Source organism: Pseudomonas sp. P7548 (assembly GCF_013386585.1).
GTDB lineage: Bacteria > Pseudomonadota > Gammaproteobacteria > Pseudomonadales > Pseudomonadaceae > Aquipseudomonas.
Map to the genome: position 1 here is coordinate 73656 of NZ_JACARO010000008.1, position 19747 is coordinate 93402.

Below are 19747 nucleotides of genomic sequence, written 5' to 3' on the forward strand. Positions count from 1 at the left end.
CCTATACACCGGGGCGTCTGCATCGCCGGCAAGCCGGCTCCTACACAGGCCAGCCCCCACAGGGGCTGGTTTCGTCAGTCAGATCGCTTTAACGTCGATGATTTCAACGTCAAAGGTCAAGGTTTTACCGGCCAACGGGTGGTTGAAATCGACGGTCACTTGCGCGTCATCGAAGGTTTTCACCACGCCCGGCAGTTCGGTGTTCGCTGCATCGTTGAAGATCACCAGCAGGCCTTCCGACAGGTCCATGTCCTGGAACTGCGAACGCGGGATGATCTGCACGTTTTGCGGGTTCGGCTGGCCAAAGGCGTTTTCCGGCAGGATCTGCAGGGTACGCTTGTCGCCGGCCTTGAAACCGAAGAGGGCCGCTTCGAAACCCGGTAGCAGATTGCCGTCGCCGACCTTGAAGGTCGCCGGGGTCTTGTCGAACGTGCTGTCGACCGTGTCGCCGTTTTCCAGGCGCAGTGCGAAATGCAAAGTGACTTCCGTGTTCTGGCCGATGCGTTGTTCAGCCAATACCTGATCAGTCATTGACGGTCTCTCCGGTTTTCTTGCTTTTGAACATATCCAACGCCAGCATGATTGCACCGACGGTGATGGCGCTGTCGGCAAAGTTGAACGCCGGGAAGTACCAGCGGTTCTGCCAATGCACCAGAATGAAGTCGATCACATGGCCCAGGGCAATGCGGTCGTACAGGTTGCCCAGCGCGCCGCCCAGCACCAGGGCCAGGGCGATGGCGAGCCAGGTGTCATCACGGCCCAGGCGCTTGAGCCACACCACCAGCACCGCACTGACCACCACGGCGATCACGGCGAACAGCCAGCGCTGCCAGCCGGAGCTGTCAGCCAGGAAGCTGAAGGCAGCGCCGGTGTTGTAGGCCAGGGTCCAGCTGAAGTAGTCGGGAATGACCACGATCTGCTGGTACATCTGCAAGGCGCCTTCGAAGTGAGCCTTGCTGACCTGGTCGATGACCAGGACCAGCACGCTCAGTACGAGCCAACCCAGACGTCCAAAACGACTGGCTTTAGGCATAGTGGCGAACCTCGCCAGTACCCGAGATGTTGTCGACGCAACGGCCGCAGATTTCCGGATGCTCAGGGTTCACGCCGACGTCTTCACGGCAGTGCCAGCAACGCGCGCACTTGGCGAAAGCCGACTTGACCACTTTGAGCTTGAGGCCCGGCACTTCGGTGGCCACGGCGTCTGCCGGTGCCTGGGCAAACGGCGCCAGGCTGGCGGTCGAAGTGATCAGTACGAAGCGCAGTTCGTTGCTCAGCTTGGCCAGGTCGGCGGTCAGGCCTTCCTCGGCAAACAGGGTGACTTCGGCTTGCAGGTTGCCACCGACGGCCTTGGCCGCACGCTGCACTTCCAGCTCCTTGTTTACCGCGACCTTGACGGCCATTACGCCTTCCCAGTACTCGCGGCCCAGTTCGAAGTCGGCCGGCAGTTCGGTCAGGCCTTCGTACCAAGTGTTGAGCATCACGGACTCGTTGCGCTCGCCCGGCAAGTATTCCCACAGTTCGTCGGCGGTGAAGGCCAGGATCGGTGCGATCCAGCGCACCAGCGCTTCAGAGATGTGGAACAGCGCGGTCTGCGCCGAACGGCGCGCCTTGCTGTTGGCGCCGGTGGTGTACTGGCGGTCCTTGATGATGTCGAGGTAGAAACCACCCAGCTCCTGCACGCAGAAGTTGTGAATCTTCGAGTACACGTTCCAGAAGCGGTATTCGCCGTAGTTTTCCTGCAGTTCGCGTTGCAGCAACAGGGTACGGTCGACGGCCCAACGGTCGAGGGCAAGCATGTCCTCGGCCGGCAGGATGTCGGTGGCCGGGTTGAAACCGGTCAGGTTCGACAGCAGGAAGCGTGCGGTATTGCGGATACGGCGGTAGGCATCGGCGCTGCGGGCCAGGATCTGGTCCGACACGGCGATCTCGCCCGAGTAGTCGGTCGACGCTACCCACAGACGCATGATGTCGGCGCCCAGGGTGTCGTTGATCTTTTTCGGCTCGATCACGTTCTTCAGCGACTTGGACATCTTGCGACCCGTCTCATCGACGGTGAAGCCGTGGGTCAGCAGTTCGCGGTACGGTGCGTGGTTGTCGATGGCGCAACCGGTGAGCAACGACGAGTGGAACCAGCCACGGTGTTGGTCCGAGCCTTCCAGGTACAGGTCGGCACGCGGGCCGGTCTCGTGGCCCATCGGGTGCGAGCCGCGCAGGACGTGCCAGTGGGTGGTGCCCGAGTCGAACCAGACGTCGAGGGTGTCGCTGATCTTGTCGTACTGCGGCGCTTCGTCGCCCAGCAGTTCGGCAGCGTCCAGCTTGAACCAGGCTTCGATGCCTTCCTGCTCAACGCGCTGGGCCACTTCTTCCATCAGTTCGACGGTACGTGGATGCAGCTCGCCGCTTTCCTTGTTCAGGAAGAACGGGATCGGCACGCCCCAGTTACGCTGGCGGGAGATGCACCAGTCGGGACGATTGGCGATCATCGAGTGCAGGCGCGCCTGGCCCCAGGCCGGAACAAACTTGGTGTCTTCGATGGCTTTGAGCGAGCGCACACGCAGGGTGTCGCCGCTGGTGGGCGCTTTGTCCATCCCGATGAACCACTGCGCAGTCGCGCGGTAGATCAGCGGAGTCTTGTGACGCCAGCAATGCATATAGCTGTGCTGGATGGTGGCGGTTTGCATCAGCGCACCGACTTCACGCAGTTTTTCGATGATCGGCTGGTCGGCCTTGAAGATGAACTGGCCGCCGAAGAACTCCAGCGACGGCACATACACGCCGTTGCTTTGCACCGGGTTGATGATGTCATCGTTGACCAGGCCGTACTTCTTGCAGATCACGAAGTCGTCCACGCCATAGGCGGGCGAGCAGTGAACGATGCCAGTACCCGAACCCAGTTCGACGTAGTCAGCCAGGTACACCGGCGACAGACGGTCGTAGAACGGGTGACGGAAGTTGATCAGTTCCAGCGCAGAGCCGGTGGTGGTGGCGATCACCGAACCTTGCAGCTCGTAACGGGCCAGGCAGGCTTCAACCATTTCCTCAGCCAGGACCAGCAGGCGATCACCGACGTCCACCAGGGCGTAGGTGAACTCCGGGTGCACGTTCAGCGCCTGGTTGGCAGGGATGGTCCATGGGGTGGTGGTCCAGATCACGATGGCCGCAGGCTTGCTCAGGCTAGCCAGGCCAAAGGCCTCGGCCAGCTTGGCGTCGTCGGCGATCGGGAAGGCCACGTCGATGGTCGAGGACTTCTTGTCTTCGTACTCGACTTCCGCTTCGGCCAGGGCCGAACCGCAGTCGAAGCACCAGTTCACGGGTTTAAGGCCCTTGAACACGAAACCGCCCTTGACGATTTCGGCCAAGGCACGGATTTCACCGGCCTCGTTCTTGAAGTTCATGGTCTTGTACGGGTTGTCCCACTCGCCCAGCACGCCCAGGCGGATGAATTCGGACTTCTGGCCTTCGATCTGCTCGGTGGCGTAGGCACGGCACAGTTCGCGGGTTTTATCCGCGCCCAGGTTCTTGCCGTAGGTCACTTCGACTTTGTGCTCGATCGGCAGGCCGTGGCAGTCCCAGCCCGGCACGTACGGCGCATCGAAGCCCGACAGGGTTTTCGAGCGCAGGATCATGTCCTTGAGGATTTTGTTCAGCGCATGACCGATGTGAATCGTGCCGTTGGCATAAGGAGGGCCGTCGTGCAGGACGAATTTCGGACGATCCTTGCCAATTTCGCGCAACTTTCCGTACAGGCCAATACTGTCCCAGCGCTGCAGGATCTGCGGTTCGCGCTGTGGCAGGCCGGCCTTCATTGGGAAGGCGGTGTCCGGAAGGTTTAGCGTGGCTTTATAGTCGGTCATTTAAGGCTCTTCGGTTAGCGATGGGCGCTAGGTGCGGCTAGTGCACGGGCGGCGGCGACATCCGCATTGATCGCCGTTTTCAACGCCTCAAGGGAGGCGAAACGCTGCTCTTCACGCAGCTTCTGGTGGAAAACCACCGTCAAACGCCGGTCATACAAATCACCGGCAAAATCCAAAAGGTGAACCTCCAGGTGGGCCTTGCCATCACCTGCAACCGTGGGCCTGACGCCTATGTTGGCGACTCCCGGCCACGATTGACCGTCGATGTCGACGCTCACCAGGTAAACCCCGGTCAGCGGCACGCGACGGCGCTTGAGTTGCACGTTGGCGGTTGGCGTGCCCAGTTGGCGCGCCAGCTTCTGGCCGTGCAGTACCCGTCCGGCAATGCGGAACGGGCGACCGAGCAAGCGCTCGGCCAAGGCGAAGTCGGCAGCGGCCAGGGCGTTACGTACCTGGGTGCTGCTCACGCGCAGGCCGTCCAGTTCGACGGTTTGCGCGGCTTCGACGGTAAAACCCTGGCTGACGCCAGCGTGCTGCAGGAAATCGAAATCACCGACGCGGTCGCAACCAAAACGGAAGTCGTCGCCGACCTCCAAGTGCTGTACGCCCAGGCCATCCACCAGGATACGGTCGACGAACTCGGCGGCGCTGAGGCTTTGCAGGCGCTGGTTGAAAGCCAGGCAGAGGACGCGGTCCACGCCTTCTTCGGCCAGCAGTTGCAGCTTGTCCCGCAAACGAGCCAGGCGTGCCGGCGCCGTCTCAGGGCTGAAATATTCCCGCGGCTGTGGCTCAAAAATCACCACGCAGCTGGGCACGCCCAACTCGACCGCCCGCTCACGCAGCCGCGCCAGGATAGCCTGGTGACCACGGTGAACACCGTCAAAGTTGCCAATAGTGGCGACGCAGCCCCGATGCTGGGGGCGCAGGTTGTGGAGACCTCGAACCAGCTGCATAACGCGCTTCTTGCTCATAAAGTGGTCGATTATAACCACACCCGGCCCCGGACGACAGGCAACAGAACAGGCCAAATGGATTGAATCGATAAAACACCCGTTTTATCGCGGCAAAGTCTCTATCCCAAGGACTTGCGATTGAAATCCCGCAGACGGAAGCCCTGCAGCAGCAACATCCCGAAGTACACCACTACGCCAGCGACCACCAGCACGCCAAGGCGCAGGAAGCGTTCCAGCATAGGGCCTGTGTCCCAGGCGGGCATGAAGTGCATCAACCCCAGCAATACCGCCGACATCGCCGCCACCGCCACCAACAGCTTGAGGGCAAACATGCCCCAGCCCGGCTGCGGCAGGAACATCTGCTGCTTGCGCAGCTGGTAGAACAGCAGGCCGGCATTGATGCACGCCCCGGCACTGATGGCCAACGCCAGACCGGCATGGGCCAGCGGACCGATAAACACCAGGTTGAGCAGTTGGGTGACGATCAACGTGAATACCGCGATTTTCACCGGCGTACGGATGTTTTGCTGGGCATAGAAGCCCGGCGCCAGCACCTTGATCACGATGATGCCGAGCAGACCAACGGAATAGGCGATCAGTGCACGCTGGGTCATGGACGCGTCAAACGCGCTGAATTGGCCGTATTGGAACAGCGAGACGGTCAACGGCTCGGCCAGGATCCCCAGGGCCAGAGAGCATGGCAGCACCAGCACAAAGCACAGGCGCAGGCCCCAATCGAGGATGCGCGAGTATTCCTGACGGTCCTTGCTGGCATAGGTGCGTGACAGGGTCGGCAGCAGAATCGTACCCAGGGCCACACCCAATACGCCGGACGGCAGCTCCATCAGGCGATCGGCGTAGTACATCCACGACACCGAGCCCGAGACCAGCAGCGAGGCGAACGCCGTGTTGATGATCAGCGAAATCTGGCTCACCGACACCCCGAGGATCGCCGGCAGCATGTTACGCATCACGCGCCACACGCCGGAGTCCTTGAGGTTCAGGCGTGGCAGCACGAGCATGCCGATCTTCTTCAGGTGCGGCAGTTGGTAGAGCAGTTGCGCCAGACCACCCGCCAGTACGGCCCAGCCCAGGGCCATCACTGGCGGGTCGAAGTACGGCGTGAGGAACAGCGCGAAGATGATCATGCTGACGTTCAACAGGGTCGGCACGAACGCCGGCACCGAGAAGCGGTTCCAGGTGTTGAGGATCGCACCGGCCAGGGATGACAGTGAGATCAGCAATATATAAGGAAAGGTTACCCGCAGCAGGTCGGCGGTCAGCGCGAATTTTTCCGGGGTATTGGCAAATCCGGGGGCCGTGGCCCAGATCACCCAGGGGGCGGCGAGCATGCCGACGACAGTCACCAGCATCAACACCAGGGTCAGCAAGCCCGATACGTAGGCAATAAAGGTGCGAGTGGCTTCCTCGCCTTGCTGGGTCTTGTATTCGGCCAGGATCGGCACGAAGGCCTGGGAAAATGCGCCTTCGGCGAAGATCCTTCGCAACAGGTTGGGCAGTTTGAAGGCGATGAAGAAGGCATCCGTGGCCATGCTGGCGCCAAAAATACGCGCCAGCAGAGTGTCACGCACAAACCCCAATACCCGGGAGATCATCGTGATAGAGCTGACGGCGGCCAACGATTTGAGGAGGTTCATTGAAAGAGTTTGCGCCTATTAGATAAACAGCAGGCGAACAACGCGCCCACTTATGCGATACTGCGCGCCTGCAACAGCACAGAGCCAAAGCTCGCGAGTTTACAGGTCAAGCGCCGGAAATAAATCACCCGCCTCTTCAGATCGACCACTCAGCAGTTCGCATCAGCCGCCCTTGACAACCCATCAAGTCATCGGCATGATTCGCGGCCTATTTTGTTTGCTATTTCCTAAAAAGTCTTTCGAGGAGCTCGACGGTGGCCAACACACCTTCCGCCAAAAAACGTGCAAAACAGGCTGAGAAGCGTCGCAGCCACAACGCCAGCCTGCGTTCCATGGTTCGTACCTACATCAAGAATGTAGTTAAAGCCATCGACACCAAAGACGCTGAAAAAGCTCAAGCTGCTTACGTTCTGGCTGTGCCTGTTATCGACCGTATGGCCGATAAAGGCATCATCCACAAGAACAAGGCCGCTCGTCATAAGAGCCGCCTGAATGGCCACATCAAGGCTCTGAACGTCGCTGCAGCAGCCTAAGTGGTAACAACTGCCACGCAACCCAGGTTGCGTAACAGTTAAGAAATGCCCCGTACCGAAAGGTCCGGGGCATTTTTGTTTGTGCCTCATATTCGGAAACACAGATCAAAACGCGGGAGCAGGCTTGTGTGGGAGCTGGCTTGCCTGCGATAGCGGTGGATCAGCTTGATATGGGTTACTGGCCCACCGCCATCGCGGGCAAGCCCGCTCCCACATTTTTTGACCGCATACATTCTCAGGCACAAAAAAAGCCCCGAACAGGTCGGGGCTTTTGGCTACCTATTGATCAAACCACAATCAATGGTGGTGACCGCCTTCACCGTGGACGTGGCCGTGAGCCACTTCTTCCTGGGAAGCGTCACGGATGGCAACGATCTTCACTTGGAAGTTCAGGCGCTGGCCAGCCAGAGGGTGGTTGCCGTCGACGGTCACGTCGTCGCCGTCCAGATCACGGATGGTGACGATCTGCATTTGGCCGTCCGGCGCGGAAGCGTGGAACTGCATGCCCACTTCCAGTTCGTCGACGCCTTCGAACATGCTGCGGCTCAGGGTGCTGACCAGTTCAGCCGAGTACTCGCCATAGGCATCTTCAGGTTCTACGGCAACGGTCAGCTCATCACCGACGTTCTTGCCTTCCAGTGCCTTTTCCAGGCCTGGGATGATGTTACCTGCGCCTTGCAGGTAGACCAGCGGCGCGCCGCCGGCGGAGCTGTCGATGACCTCACCAGCGTCGTTGGTCAGGGTATAGTCGATGGAGACAGCCTTGTTAGCGGCGATCGTCATGGGGCGAGACCTTTTGCATAAGAATGAAGAACGGACAAGTCTAAACAAGGATTTGCCCGAAAGCGAACAGAACCCGGACAGACGGGGCCGATCAACGGCATCCTTCATCATCGGGTTCCACTTGGACGACGACCAGCACTGGGTGGCCGAGCTGTCCTGCGGCCATACCCAACACCTGCGCCACCAGCCGCCCTGGCAGTCCCGCGCCTGGGTGCTCGACCCGGCGCAACGCCTTGAGAAAATAGGTCAGCCCTTTGCGTGCGGCTGGTGTGCGCAAGCACGCGAATAACGATAACCTTGGCGCCTGATCACCGGTAGGCACTCAGCCATAGGGCGCCACCGAAGCCATGCACCTCCAGAGAATTCGCATGCAGACTTTTTTTATCGCGCCCACCGATTTTGGTGTGGGTCTGACCTCCATCAGCCTTGGGCTGGTGCGTACCCTTGAACGAGCCGGGCTGAAAGTCGGCTTCTTCAAGCCGATTGCCCAACCGCATCCGGGCGACACCGGCCCCGAACGCTCCACCGAGCTAGTGGCGCGCACCCACGGCCTCAAACCGCCGCAGCCGCTGGGCCTGGCGCACGTAGAGCGCATGCTCGGCGACGGCCAGCTCGACGAACTGCTCGAAGAAATCATCACCCTGTACCAGCAAGCCGCCGTGGGCAAGGACGTGCTGATCGTCGAAGGCATGGTGCCCACCCGCAGCGCCAGCTATGCGGCGCGGGTCAACCTGCACCTGGCCAAGAGCCTCGATGCGGAAGTGATCCTGGTCTCCGCACCGGAAAACGAAGTGCTCACCGAACTCTCCGGGCGCGTGGAATTACAGGCCCAGCTGTTTGGTGGCCCGAAAGACCCGAAAGTGCTGGGTGTGATCCTCAACAAGGTGCGCACCGACGAAAGCATGGAGGTGTTCTCGGCCCGCCTGAAAGAACACTCGCCATTGCTGCGCAGCGGCGATTTCCGCCTGCTCGGCTGCATCCCCTACCAACCCGAACTCAACGCCCCACGCACCCGCGACGTGGCTGACCTGATGGGCGCGCAGATCCTCAACGCCGGCGACTACGAAAGCCGGCGCATGACCAAGATCATCATCTGCGCGCGCACCATGCGTAACACCGTGGAGCTGCTCAAACCCGGCGTCTTGGTGGTAACCCCCGGCGATCGCGACGACATCATCCTCGCCGTCAGCCTGGCAGCGATCAACGGCGTGCCCCTGGCCGGCCTGTTGCTGACCAGCGACACCCTGCCCGACCCGCGCATCATGGACCTGTGCCGTGGCGCGTTCCAGGCCGGGCTGCCGGTGCTGTCGGTGAGCACCGGCTCCTACGACACCGCCAACCAGCTCAATAGCCTGAACAAAGAAATCCCCATCGACGACCGCGAACGCGCCGAGATCATCACCGACTTCGTCGCCAGCCACCTCGATGCACGCTGGCTGCACCAACGTTGCGGCACGCCACGGGAAATGCGCCTGTCGCCCGCCGTGTTCCGCTACCAGTTGATCCAGCGCGCCCAGGCTGCCAACAAGCGTATCGTGCTGCCCGAAGGCAGCGAGCCGCTCACCGTGCAAGCCGCCGCGATCTGCCAGGCGCGTGGCATCGCCCGCTGCGTGTTGCTGGCCAAGCCGGCTGATGTGGAAGCGGTCGCCCGCGCCCAAGGCATCGAATTGCCCGAAGGCCTGGAGATTCTCGACCCGGACCTGATCCGCCAGCGCTACGTCGAACCGATGGTGGCCCTGCGCAAGAGCAAGAGCCTCAACGCGCCGATGGCCGAGCAGCAACTGGAAGACACCGTGGTGATCGCCACCATGATGCTCGCCCTGGATGAAGTGGACGGCCTGGTCTCCGGCGTCATTCATTCCACTGCCAACACCATCCGCCCTGCCCTGCAGTTGATCAAGACGGCGCCGGGCTGCACGCTGGTGTCGTCGGTGTTCTTCATGCTGTTCCCCGAGCAGGTGCTGGTGTACGGCGACTGCGTGATGAACCCGCACCCAAGCGCCGCCGAGCTGGCAGAGATTGCCTTGCAAAGCGCCGACTCGGCGGCGGCGTTCGGCATCACCCCGCGCGTGGCGATGATCAGCTATTCCAGCGGCGATTCGGCCAGTGGCGAAGAAGTTGAGAAAGTCCGCGAAGCCACGCTGCTCGCACACGAGCAACAAAGCTCACTGCTGATCGACGGCCCGCTGCAATACGACGCCGCCGCCAACGAAACCGTAGCCCGGCAACTGGCGCCCAACAGCCAGGTCGCCGGCAAGGCCACGGTGTTCGTGTTCCCCGACCTCAACACCGGCAACACCACGCACAAGGCCGTGCAGCGCAGCGCCGATTGCGTGAGCCTGGGGCCAATGCTCCAGGGCCTGCGCAAACCGGTCAACGACCTGCCACGCGGCGCCCAGGTAGACGACATTGTGTACACCATCGCGCTGACTGCGATCCAAGCCGCCAACCGACCTATGGATATCTAAATGCTGGATTTTCTACCTGCTGCCGTGCGCGGGGTAATCGCATCGCTATTGTTGGCGCTGAACACGATCCTGCTGTGTTCGTTCCTGTTCATCGTCGCGCTGTTCAAGGCCTTGCCGTTTGCCAAGCGCTTCAGCGAATGGCTGATGAACCACACCCACGAAGCCTGGGTGACCAACAACAAGGGCTGGATGAACCTGGTGCGGCGCACGCGCTGGCACGTGACCGGCCTGGAGGGGTTGGATTACCAGCACTCGTACCTGGTGACCAGCAACCACCAGAGCTGGGTGGACATCATGGTGTTGCAATACGTGCTCAATCGGCGGGTTCGCCCACTCAAGTTCTTCCTCAAGCAGGAACTGATCTGGGTGCCGGTGATTGGCCTGGCGTGGTGGGCACTGGGCTTTCCATTCATGAAGCGCTACACCAAGGCGTACCTGGAAAAGCACCCGGAGAAGAAAGGCAAGGACCTGGAAACCACCCGTAAGACCTGTGCGAAGTTTCGCGACAACCCGGTGGGCATCTTCAACTTTGCCGAAGGTACGCGGTTCACGACGGGCAAGCATGCACAGCAGAAGTCGCCGTTCCGTTACCTGCTCAAGCCCAAGGCAGGCGGTATCGCATTTGTGCTGGATGCCATGGGTGAGCAGTTGAAGTCACTGGTCAACGTGACCATTCACTACCCGGCCGGCCGCCCGGGGTATTGGGATTTGCTGTGCGGGAATGTGCAGGGCGTGGTGGTGCAGTTTGAAGAGGTGCAGATCCCGGCCGCGTTCATTGGCAAGAATTATGAGCAGGATGGGGAGTATCGGACGGCGTTTCAGGGGTGGATCAATAAGCTGTGGGAAGACAAGGATGCGCTGCTGGGTAAGCTGCATGAGGAATATCCTGGCCGAGATTGAGGGCCTCATCGCCGGCAAGCCGGCTCCTATATCGGAATGCGGTCACCTGTAGGAGCCGGCTTGCCGGCGATGCGTTCAGCCACAATGAAAAAGCCCGCCACCGAGTGATCGGTGGCGGGCTTTTTTGTGCGCGTGACGCTTAGATCGCGCCGCGCTTGCGCAACAGCTCCAGCACCTGCTTGACGCTCTCTTCCAGCGACAGGGCCTGGGTGTCGATCACCAGATCGGCGTTCAACGGCACGTCATACGGGAAGGACTCGCCCGGGATGTTATCCCCACCCGCAGCGTACAGGCCTTGCGGATCACGCTCGGCGCACACCAGCGGCGACGCTTGTACGTAAACGGTGAGCAGACGGTCGCCGCCGATCAGTGCCTTGGCCTGTTCGCGGCCTTCGGCATCCGGTGCGACGAACGCAGCCAGGGTGAGCAAGCCCGCTTCGTTGAACTGACGCGCCACGTGAGCGGCACGGCGCCAGTTCTCGGTGCGGCCGGCACGGTCCTGCGGCAAGCCCTTGTTCAGGTCGTGACGCAGGTTCTGGCCATCGAGCACGAACACCGCACGGCCCATGTCGAACAGCTTGCGCTCAACGGCATAGGCCAGGGTGCTCTTGCCAGCGCCTGACAGGCCGCTGAACAATACGGTGGCCGGTTGCTGGCCGAAGCGCAGTGCACGCTCTTCGGTGGCTACATGGGCCAACTTGCCGTGCTGCGCCGCGCCGCCATGGCTGACCGGTGGCGCGATGATCATGCCCGCTGCCACGGTGCCGTTGGTCAAGCGGTCGATGACGATAAACGCACCGGTGGTGCGGTTGCTGTCGTAACCGTCCAAGGCGATAGCGGCGTCGAGGCTGACCTTGACCCGGCCAATCTCGTTCAGCTGCAGCGAACTCGCCGGGCCTTCGGCCAGGGTGTTCACGTCCACGCGGTGCACGATGCTGGTGATGGAGCCCGGCACGTAGCTGGTGGCGCGCTTGATGTCGTATTTCTTGCCCGGCAGCATCGGCTCTTCGGCCATCCACACCAGCATGGCGTCGAAAGCGTCAGTCACTTGCGGCACGTTGTCGGCATGCACCAGCAGGTCGCCACGGGAGATATCGATCTCGTCTTCCATGGTCAGGGTCACGGCCTGGCCAGGCCCTGCGTGTTCCAGCTCACCTTCAAAGGTGACGATGGATTTGACGCGGCTGCTCTTGCCCGACGGCAGCACCACCACTTCGTCGCCCTTGTGCACGATGCCGCTGGCCAGGGTGCCGGCGAAACCGCGGAAGTTCAGGTTCGGACGGTTGACGTACTGCACCGGGAAACGCAGGTCGGTGTAGTTGCGGTCGTTGGCGATCTCGACGGTTTCGAGGATCTCCATCAACGACTGGCCGGTGTACCAGGGCGAACGCTCGCTCTTGTTCACCACGTTATCGCCCTTGAGCGCCGACATCGGCACGAAGGCCAAGGTGCTTGGCTTGAAGGCGATGCCATCGGCGAACTTCAGGTAATCGGCCTTGATCGACTCGAACACGTTCTGGTCAAAGCCATTGATGTCCATCTTGTTGACGGCCACCACGATGTGCTTGATGCCCAGCAACGAAGCGATGAAGCTGTGGCGACGGGTCTGGGTCTGCACGCCGTAGCGGGCGTCGATCAGGATGATCGCCAGGTCACAGGTGGACGCACCGGTGGCCATGTTGCGGGTGTACTGCTCATGGCCGGGGGTGTCGGCGATGATGAATTTACGCTTGGCGGTAGAGAAGTAGCGGTACGCCACATCGATGGTGATGCCCTGCTCGCGCTCGGCTTGCAGGCCGTCGACCAGCAACGCCAGGTCGATGTCGTCACCGGTGGTGCCGACTTTCTTCGAATCGCGGGTGATGGCTTCCAGGTGATCTTCGTAGATCATCTTGGAGTCGTGCAGCAGGCGCCCGATCAGGGTGCTCTTGCCGTCGTCGACGTTGCCGCAGGTCAGGAAGCGCAACATCTCTTTGCGCTCGTGCTGGCCGAGGTAGGCGAGGATGTCCTCGCTGATCAAATCAGATACGTGCGACATGACAACCCCTTAGAAATAACCCTGACGTTTTTTATCTTCCATCGAGCCTGCACCATCGTGGTCGATGACACGGCCCTGGCGCTCGGAAGTTCGCGTCAGGAGCATTTCCTGAATGATGTCCGTCAGCGTCTCGGCTTCGGACTCCACCGCGCCCGTCAACGGGTAGCAGCCAAGGGTACGGAAACGGACTTTCTTTTTGACGATCCGGGCTTTGTCTTCGTCGGACAGGTGCTCGAGGATGCGGTCGTCGTCGATCATGATCAACGTGCCGTTCTTCTCGATCACTTCACGTTCGGCGGCGAAGTACAGCGGAACGATCGGGATGCCTTCCAGGTAGATGTACTGCCAGATGTCCAACTCGGTCCAGTTGGACAGCGGGAACACCCGGATCGACTCGCCCTTGTTGACGTTGCCGTTGTAGACGTTCCACAGCTCCGGGCGCTGGTTCTTCGGGTCCCAGCGGTGCTTGCTGTCGCGGAACGAGTACACGCGCTCTTTGGCACGGGATTTCTCTTCATCACGACGGGCACCGCCGAACGCGGCGTCGAAACCATGCTTGTCCAAGGCCTGCTTGAGGCCTTCGGTCTTCATGATGTCGGTGTGCTTGGCGCTGCCGTGGGTGAACGGGTTGATGCCCTGCGCCACGCCGTCCGGGTTGACGTGGGTGATCAGGTCCAGGCCCAGCTCTTCGACCATCTTGTCGCGGAACTTGTACATCTCCTGGAATTTCCAGCGGGTGTCGACGTGCATCACCGGGAACGGCAGCTTGCCCGGGAAAAAGGCCTTGCGTGCCAGGTGCAGCATCACGGCGGAGTCTTTACCGATCGAGTAGAGCATCACCGGGTTGTCGAACTCGGCGGCGACCTCGCGGATGATGTGGATGCTTTCCGCCTCCAGCTGTTTCAGATGCGTCAGTTTGTCGACCATGGCTACTCACGAAAACGATCTTATGGACGGCCAGCGGGCCGTGTTCGAGCGGGGCATGCTAGCACAGCACCTGCTTCTATTCAGGGAGCCAACTAGATCGAAACGATATATGGATATACCGCCTCGTTCGGTGGGCACAGCCCTTGTAGGAGCCGGCTTGCCGGCGATGGCGGCCGATACATCGATGCACTCTCCAAGGGCCTCATCGCCGGTAAGCCGGCGCCTACAGGATGATCAAATGGGGTTGGGGCAATCGATGAACAGATGCTCCAAGGCAAAGCGCCGTGCCAGGTAATCGCCCAGCGCCTGCACGCCATAACGCTCGGTGGCGTGGTGGCCGGCCGCGATGAAACTGACGTCGTTTTCGCGCGCGCTGTGAAAGGTTTGCTCTGAGGCCTCACCACTGATGAAGAGGTCGACGCCTGCTGCAATCGCCTGGTCGATATAGCCCTGGCCACCGCCCGTGCACCAGCCGACGCGGCGGATCATTTCACTGCCTTCGATCAGCAGCGGCTCGCGCCCCATGACGTCCTGCACACGCCGCGCGAAGTCGCGGGGTGACAGTGGCTCGGCGAGGGAACCAACCAGGCCGACGACCTTGGGGTTGCCCGGGTCCAGCGGGCCTTCGACGGTGATGTCCAACTGGCGGGCCAGTTGCACGTTGTTGCCGACGTCGGGGTGCAGGTCCAGCGGCAGGTGATAGGCCAGCAGGCTGATGTCGTGCTTGAGCAGCGTCTTCAGGCGGCGCTGCTTCATGCCGGTGATGCAGGGGTTCTCGCCTTTCCAGAAATAACCGTGGTGCACCAGGATCAGATCAGCCTGGGCTTCGACGGCCGCGTCCAGCAGGGCTTGGCTGGCGGTCACGCCACTGACGATGCGCATCACCTGCGGGCGGCCTTCGACCTGCAGGCCATTGGGGCAATAATCGGCAATTTTTGCGCTGCCGAGGTAGCGGTCCGCTTCCTCGACGAGGGTGCTAAGGGGGACGGCCATAAAAGACTCCTAAATATCCCGTTCCGAGGCGCTCGCAGCCTCGTATAATGCGCGACATTATGGGCGCTCTCCCGCCCCCTGCAACCTGTCAGGACTTACTTGATGCTCAAGGCACTGCGTTTTTTTGGATGGCCATTGTTGGCTGGCGTGCTGATCGCGATGCTGATCATTCAGCGCTTCCCCGAGTTTGTAGGCTTGCCCAGCCTTGATGTGAACCTGCAACAGGCCCCGCAGACCAGCGCCGTGGTGCAAGGCCCGGTGACCTACGCGGACGCCGTCGTGATCGCTGCCCCCGCCGTGGTCAACCTGTACACCACCAAGGTCATCAACAAGCCGGCTCACCCGTTGTTTGAAGACCCACAATTCCGCCGCTATTTCGGTGACAACGGGCCCAAGCAGCGCCGCATGGAGTCCAGCCTGGGTTCCGGGGTGATCATGAGCCCCGAGGGTTACATCCTCACCAACAACCACGTGACCACCGGTGCCGACCAGATCGTGGTAGCCCTGCGCGATGGCCGCGAAACCCTGGCCCGCGTGGTCGGCAGCGACCCGGAAACCGATCTCGCCGTGCTCAAGATCGATCTCAAGAGCCTGCCGTCGATCACCATCGGCCGCTCCGAAGCGTTGCGCGTAGGCGACGTGGCGCTGGCGATCGGCAACCCGTTCGGTGTGGGCCAGACCGTCACCATGGGCATCATCAGCGCCACCGGGCGTAACCAGCTGGGGCTCAACAGCTACGAAGACTTCATCCAGACCGACGCGGCGATCAACCCGGGCAACTCCGGGGGTGCACTGGTGGATGCCAATGGCAACCTGACCGGTATCAACACCGCCATTTTCTCCAAGTCCGGTGGTTCACAAGGCATCGGGTTTGCGATCCCGGTGAAGCTGGCCATGGAGGTGATGAAGTCGATCATCGAACACGGCCAGGTGATTCGCGGCTGGCTGGGGATTGAAGTGCAACCGCTGACCAAGGAACTGGCCGAATCGTTTGGCCTGACCGGGCGCCCGGGCATTGTGGTCGCGGGGATTTTCCGCGACGGCCCGGCGCAGAAAGCCGGCCTGCAATTGGGTGATGTGATCCTGAACATCGATGGCGAGCCGGCCGGTGATGGCCGCAAGTCGATGAACCAGGTGGCACGGATCAAACCGACCGACAAGGTGGCGATCCAGGTCATGCGCAACGGCAAAGAGATCAAGCTGATGGCCGAAATCGGCCTGCGCCCACCACCTGCGCCGGTGAAAGAAGAGGAATAACGCCCGCGAACAGGTGCTCGTTTGCGGGCACCTGTAAGGCAATGTTTCGAAGCGATTCATTCTCATTAGGCATGTCATATTATTTCAATATCGCTATTGGAACGCTCTATCATGCCGTCTCGAAAGTTTGCCCCCTTGGCTGGCCTGGCCTTGGGTTTGCTGCTCGACCCCGCCTACGCCGAAGACAACACCGTTGAACTGGACACCATCAGCGTCACCTCTGACGCTTACGAGTCCGCCACTGGCCCGGTCAACGGCTATCGCGCCACCCGCTCCGCCAGTGCGACCAAAACCGACACGGCCCTGCGCGACATCCCACAATCCATCAGCGTTATTCCTGCCAGCGTACTCAAGGACCTGGGCAGCACCAGCGTGGAACGCGCGCTGGAATTTGCTGGCGGCGTGTCCAAGCAAAACAACTTCGGCGGCCTGACACTTTACGAATACAGCGTGCGCGGCTTCACCACCTCGGAGTTCTACGTGGACGGTTTCAGCGCCAACCGCGGCTACCCGAGCACACCGGACACCGCCAATATCGAGCGCATTGAAGTACTCAAAGGCCCGGCCGCCAGCCTGTACGGGCGTGGCGACCCAGGCGGCACCGTGAACATCGTCACCAAAAAACCCCAGCCCGACGCCTTCACCACCCTGCAAACCAGCGCCGGCAGCTGGGACCGCTATCGCACCGCCCTGGATGTGAACACGCCCCTGGACCCCGAGGGCCGAGTGCTATCACGCGTGAACCTGGCGGTCGAAGACAACCACAGCTTTCGCGACCACGTGGGCGCCAAGCGCATCTTCATCGCACCGTCCTTGAGCTGGCAACTGGACCCGGACACCAGCCTGCTCGTCGAAAGCGAATTCGTGCGCCATCGCTCCACCTTCGACCGCGGCATCGTCGACGCCCCCGGGGTATCGCGCAGAACCTTCCTCGGCGAGCCCAACGATGGCGACATCCGCAACCACAACAACCGCCTCCAGGCGGCCCTCGAACACCACCTCAACGACGCCTGGAAACTGCGCCTGGCCAGCCACTACAAACAAGGCAGCCTGTGGGGTGACGCATCGGAAAGCCGCGCACTCAACGCCGATGGGCATACCGTCAACCGCCGCTACCGCGAGCGCTCCACCGGTTGGCACGACAGCATCACCCAGCTTGAACTGCGCGGGCTGTTTGACGTTGGCAGCTGGCAACACGAGCTGCTGATCGGCACCGAATACGAGGACTACCGCAAGAAAGAACGCGTGACCGCCATCACCGGCAGCCCCTACGCCATCGACCTCTACAACCCGGTCTACGGCCAGGCCAAACCCAACGGCCTGCGCTCGGGCACCGATTTCTTCGAGCAGACCAAAAGCCACGCGCTGAACCTGCAGGACCAAATCATCTTCACCGACCGCCTGCGCGGCATGCTCGGGGCGCGCTTCGAGCACTTCGACCAACACATCGAAGACTTCACCGGCGCGCCCAAAAGCCACCAGACCCACGACGCCGTCACCCAGCGCGCGGGCCTGCTGTATCAACTCACGCCGCACGTCGGCGTATTCGCCAACGCCTCCACCTCGTTCAAACCCAACAGCGGACTGGGCGCCGACAAAAAACCCTTCAAACCCGAAGAAGGCGTGGGCTATGAAGTGGGGATCAAGAGCGAACTGTTCGACGACCGCCTCAGCACCACCCTCGCCGCCTTCCATATCGAGAAGGAAAACGTGCTGGCCCTGGACCCAGCCACCAACCTCAACCGCGCCATGGGCAAAGCACGCAGCCAAGGGTTTGACCTGCAAATGACCGGGCAGGTGACAGACGCTGTTCGAGTGATCGGCGCGTTCGCCTATATCGATGCCGAAGTGACAGAAGGCGACAAGGCGATTCCAGCCGGCAGCCGGATACTGGGCGTGGCCAAGCGCAGCGGCAGCCTGTTGGGGGTGTATGAATTTCAGGACGGCGCATTGCGCGGTTCTGACTTGGGTGCGGCGTTTACCTATGTGGGCGATCGCTCCGGCGAAGCAGGCGGAAGCTTTGAGCTACCGGCTTACCACACCGTCGACTTGCTCGCCCATTATAAGGCGACGCAGAACGTCACCCTGGGCCTGAACCTCAACAACCTGTTTGATGAGAAGTACTACGAGCGGTCCTACAGCAGCTACTGGGTCAACCCGGGCGAACCGCGCAACCTGACCGTCAGCCTCACCCTTAACCTGTAAACACGGTAAAAAAATGTGGGAGGGCTAATGTGGGAGCGGGCTTGCCCGCGATAGCGGTGCATCAGCCAACAAATCTATCGACTGACACGCCCCCATCGCGGGCAAGCCCGCTCCCACATTTTGATCTTCACTGGCTTCAGCTATAGCGACACTGGTGCTTTTTCGCACAAGGCATTCAACGCTTTCGCCCACTGCGGGTCGTCATTGAGGCACGGCACCAGCACCAACTCCTCGCCTCCCGCCTCGCGGAATTGTTCCAGCCCGCGATCGCCGATCTCTTCAAGCGTCTCGATGCAATCGGCGACAAACGCCGGGCACATCACCAGCAGCTTTTTCACACCTTGCTGGGCCAGGGTTTCCAGGCGGGCCTCGGTGTAAGGCTCGATCCACTTGGCCCGACCCAGGCGCGACTGGAAAGCCACCGACCATTTGTCTTCGGGCAAGCCCATGCGCGCCGCAAAGTCACGCGCCACACTGAAGCACTGCCCGCGATAGCAGGTGGCACGCACTTGGGGCGATGCATCCACACAGCAATCGGTGGCGCCGTCGAAGGAATGCCCCGGGTTGAGTTTTTGCAGGTGCCGTTCGGGCAGCCCGTGGAAGCTGAACAGCAGGTGGTCGTAGTCCTGCTGCAAATGCGGCCTGGCGCTGGCCACCAGGGCGTCGAGGTATTCGGGTTGATCGTAGAAGGGTTGCAGGGTGGCAAATTGCAGGTCGAGCTTTTTGTCACGCACCACGCGGCGGGCTTCCTCCACCACCGTGGTCACGGTGCTGTCGGCGAACTGCGGGTACAGCGGCGCCAGGGTGACCTTTCGAATGCCTTGCGTGGCGAGACGGGTCAGCACGCTTTCAATGGAAGGCTCGCCGTAACGCATCGCCAGTTCCACCGGGCCGTGGCTCCACTGAGAAGTCATCTGCTGTTGCAGGCGGCGGCTGAGCACCACCAGCGGCGAGCCCTCGTCCCACCAGATGGACGCGTAGGCGTGGGCCGATTGCTCGGGGCGCTTGATCAGGATCAGCGACACCAGCAAACGCCGCACCGGCCACGGCAGGTCGATCACGTAGGGGTCCATCAGGAATTGATTGAGGTAGCGGCGCACATCGGCCACCGAGGTGGACGCCGGTGAACCCAGGTTGACCAGTAACAACGCGTGATCCGTCATGCAACATCCTAT

16 protein-coding genes are annotated in these 19747 nt (G+C 61.3%); 6 read left to right on the plus strand and 10 right to left on the minus strand.

Features of this window, described 5'->3' with window-relative positions; all coding sequences use genetic code 11:
• Positions 1-78: 78 nt before the first annotated feature.
• The 5 genes from fkpB to murJ form a co-directional block, all read right to left on the minus strand.
• A complete protein-coding gene (gene fkpB, locus HX803_RS04135; protein WP_178919297.1) occupies positions 79-516 on the minus strand; it encodes an FKBP-type peptidyl-prolyl cis-trans isomerase in 438 nt (145 codons plus the stop codon).
• 7 nt (positions 517-523) lie between these two features.
• Entirely contained in the window at positions 524-1033 is a 510-nt protein-coding gene (gene lspA / locus HX803_RS04140) for a signal peptidase II (RefSeq protein WP_178919171.1), read from the minus strand.
• On the minus strand, positions 1026-3857 hold the full coding sequence (ileS, locus tag HX803_RS04145) for an isoleucine--tRNA ligase (protein WP_178919172.1): 2832 nt from the start codon (positions 3855-3857) through the stop codon (positions 1026-1028). The genes lspA and ileS overlap by 8 nt, the downstream gene beginning before the upstream one ends.
• A gap of 14 nt (positions 3858-3871) precedes the next feature.
• Positions 3872-4810 (minus strand): bifunctional riboflavin kinase/FAD synthetase, encoded by a 939-nt coding sequence (ribF, locus tag HX803_RS04150; protein WP_178919174.1) that lies wholly within the window; start codon positions 4808-4810, stop codon positions 3872-3874.
• A 119-nt stretch (positions 4811-4929) separates the two neighbouring features.
• Positions 4930-6468: a murein biosynthesis integral membrane protein MurJ gene (gene murJ, locus HX803_RS04155; RefSeq protein WP_178919176.1), complete on the minus strand. Its 1539-nt coding sequence runs from the start codon at positions 6466-6468 to the stop codon at positions 4930-4932.
• Positions 6469-6722: 254 nt separating this feature from the next.
• Here murJ and rpsT point away from each other — a divergent pair, with 254 nt between their 5' ends.
• Positions 6723-7001 (plus strand): 30S ribosomal protein S20, encoded by a 279-nt coding sequence (gene rpsT / locus HX803_RS04160; protein WP_003171647.1) that lies wholly within the window; start codon positions 6723-6725, stop codon positions 6999-7001.
• Positions 7002-7298: 297 nt separating this feature from the next.
• On the opposite strand, the gene HX803_RS04165 is transcribed toward rpsT, so the two are convergent.
• Positions 7299-7784, minus strand: a complete 486-nt coding sequence (locus tag HX803_RS04165; protein WP_003188398.1) for a peptidylprolyl isomerase — start codon at positions 7782-7784, stop codon at positions 7299-7301.
• Between HX803_RS04165 and HX803_RS33065 the strand changes: the two genes are divergently transcribed.
• From HX803_RS33065 to HX803_RS04180, 3 genes are all read left to right on the plus strand, one after another.
• A complete protein-coding gene (locus tag HX803_RS33065) occupies positions 7783-8073 on the plus strand; it encodes a DUF3565 domain-containing protein (RefSeq protein WP_176995259.1) in 291 nt (96 codons plus the stop codon). The two genes, HX803_RS04165 and HX803_RS33065, sit on opposite strands and share 2 nt — an antisense overlap.
• Positions 8074-8152: 79 nt before the next feature.
• Positions 8153-10252 carry a phosphate acetyltransferase gene (gene pta / locus HX803_RS04175; protein ID WP_176995168.1) on the plus strand — a complete coding sequence of 700 codons (2100 nt, stop codon included), beginning with the start codon at positions 8153-8155 and terminating at the stop codon, positions 10250-10252.
• The gene (locus HX803_RS04180; protein ID WP_178919178.1) at positions 10253-11152 is read left to right on the plus strand and encodes an acyltransferase; all 900 of its coding nucleotides are present in this window, start codon (positions 10253-10255) and stop codon (positions 11150-11152) included.
• A 139-nt stretch (positions 11153-11291) separates the two neighbouring features.
• On the opposite strand, the gene cysN is transcribed toward HX803_RS04180, so the two are convergent.
• The 3 genes from cysN to HX803_RS04195 all read right to left on the minus strand — a co-directional run bounded on the left by cysN (position 11292) and on the right by HX803_RS04195 (position 15110).
• Entirely contained in the window at positions 11292-13190 is a 1899-nt protein-coding gene (gene cysN, locus HX803_RS04185; RefSeq protein ID WP_178919180.1) for a sulfate adenylyltransferase subunit CysN, read from the minus strand.
• A 9-nt stretch (positions 13191-13199) separates the two neighbouring features.
• Positions 13200-14117, minus strand: a complete 918-nt coding sequence (cysD, locus tag HX803_RS04190; protein ID WP_005784641.1) for a sulfate adenylyltransferase subunit CysD — start codon at positions 14115-14117, stop codon at positions 13200-13202.
• A 234-nt stretch (positions 14118-14351) separates the two neighbouring features.
• Positions 14352-15110 (minus strand): Nif3-like dinuclear metal center hexameric protein, encoded by a 759-nt coding sequence (locus HX803_RS04195; protein WP_178919182.1) that lies wholly within the window; start codon positions 15108-15110, stop codon positions 14352-14354.
• Positions 15111-15212: 102 nt separating this feature from the next.
• Here HX803_RS04195 and algW point away from each other — a divergent pair, with 102 nt between their 5' ends.
• Together algW and HX803_RS04205 are read left to right on the plus strand one after the other, a co-directional pair.
• On the plus strand, positions 15213-16367 hold the full coding sequence (gene algW, locus HX803_RS04200; protein WP_178919184.1) for a Do family serine endopeptidase AlgW: 1155 nt from the start codon (positions 15213-15215) through the stop codon (positions 16365-16367).
• Between the two features lie 111 nt (positions 16368-16478).
• Positions 16479-18572 carry a TonB-dependent siderophore receptor gene (locus HX803_RS04205; protein WP_178919185.1) on the plus strand — a complete coding sequence of 698 codons (2094 nt, stop codon included), beginning with the start codon at positions 16479-16481 and terminating at the stop codon, positions 18570-18572.
• 140 nt (positions 18573-18712) lie between these two features.
• Here HX803_RS04205 and hemH read toward each other — a convergent pair whose 3' ends face one another.
• A complete protein-coding gene (hemH, locus tag HX803_RS04210; protein WP_178919186.1) occupies positions 18713-19735 on the minus strand; it encodes a ferrochelatase in 1023 nt (340 codons plus the stop codon).
• Positions 19736-19747 lie beyond the last annotated feature (12 nt).

Coding starts and splice junctions, on each gene's coding strand:
- lspA (WP_178919171.1), bottom strand. CDS start 1,033: ATGCCTAAAGCCAGTCGTTTTGGACGTCTGGGTTGGCTCGTACTGAGC.
- ileS (WP_178919172.1), bottom strand. CDS start 3,857: ATGACCGACTATAAAGCCACGCTAAACCTTCCGGACACCGCCTTCCCA.
- ribF (WP_178919174.1), bottom strand. CDS start 4,810: ATGCAGCTGGTTCGAGGTCTCCACAACCTGCGCCCCCAGCATCGGGGC.
- murJ (WP_178919176.1), bottom strand. CDS start 6,468: ATGAACCTCCTCAAATCGTTGGCCGCCGTCAGCTCTATCACGATGATC.
- HX803_RS33065 (WP_176995259.1), top strand. CDS start 7,783: ATGGGGCGAGACCTTTTGCATAAGAATGAAGAACGGACAAGTCTAAAC.
- HX803_RS04165 (WP_003188398.1), bottom strand. CDS start 7,784: ATGACGATCGCCGCTAACAAGGCTGTCTCCATCGACTATACCCTGACC.
- pta (WP_176995168.1), top strand. CDS start 8,153: ATGCAGACTTTTTTTATCGCGCCCACCGATTTTGGTGTGGGTCTGACC.
- HX803_RS04180 (WP_178919178.1), top strand. CDS start 10,253: ATGCTGGATTTTCTACCTGCTGCCGTGCGCGGGGTAATCGCATCGCTA.
- cysN (WP_178919180.1), bottom strand. CDS start 13,190: ATGTCGCACGTATCTGATTTGATCAGCGAGGACATCCTCGCCTACCTC.
- cysD (WP_005784641.1), bottom strand. CDS start 14,117: ATGGTCGACAAACTGACGCATCTGAAACAGCTGGAGGCGGAAAGCATC.
- HX803_RS04195 (WP_178919182.1), bottom strand. CDS start 15,110: ATGGCCGTCCCCCTTAGCACCCTCGTCGAGGAAGCGGACCGCTACCTC.
- algW (WP_178919184.1), top strand. CDS start 15,213: ATGCTCAAGGCACTGCGTTTTTTTGGATGGCCATTGTTGGCTGGCGTG.
- HX803_RS04205 (WP_178919185.1), top strand. CDS start 16,479: ATGCCGTCTCGAAAGTTTGCCCCCTTGGCTGGCCTGGCCTTGGGTTTG.
- hemH (WP_178919186.1), bottom strand. CDS start 19,735: ATGACGGATCACGCGTTGTTACTGGTCAACCTGGGTTCACCGGCGTCC.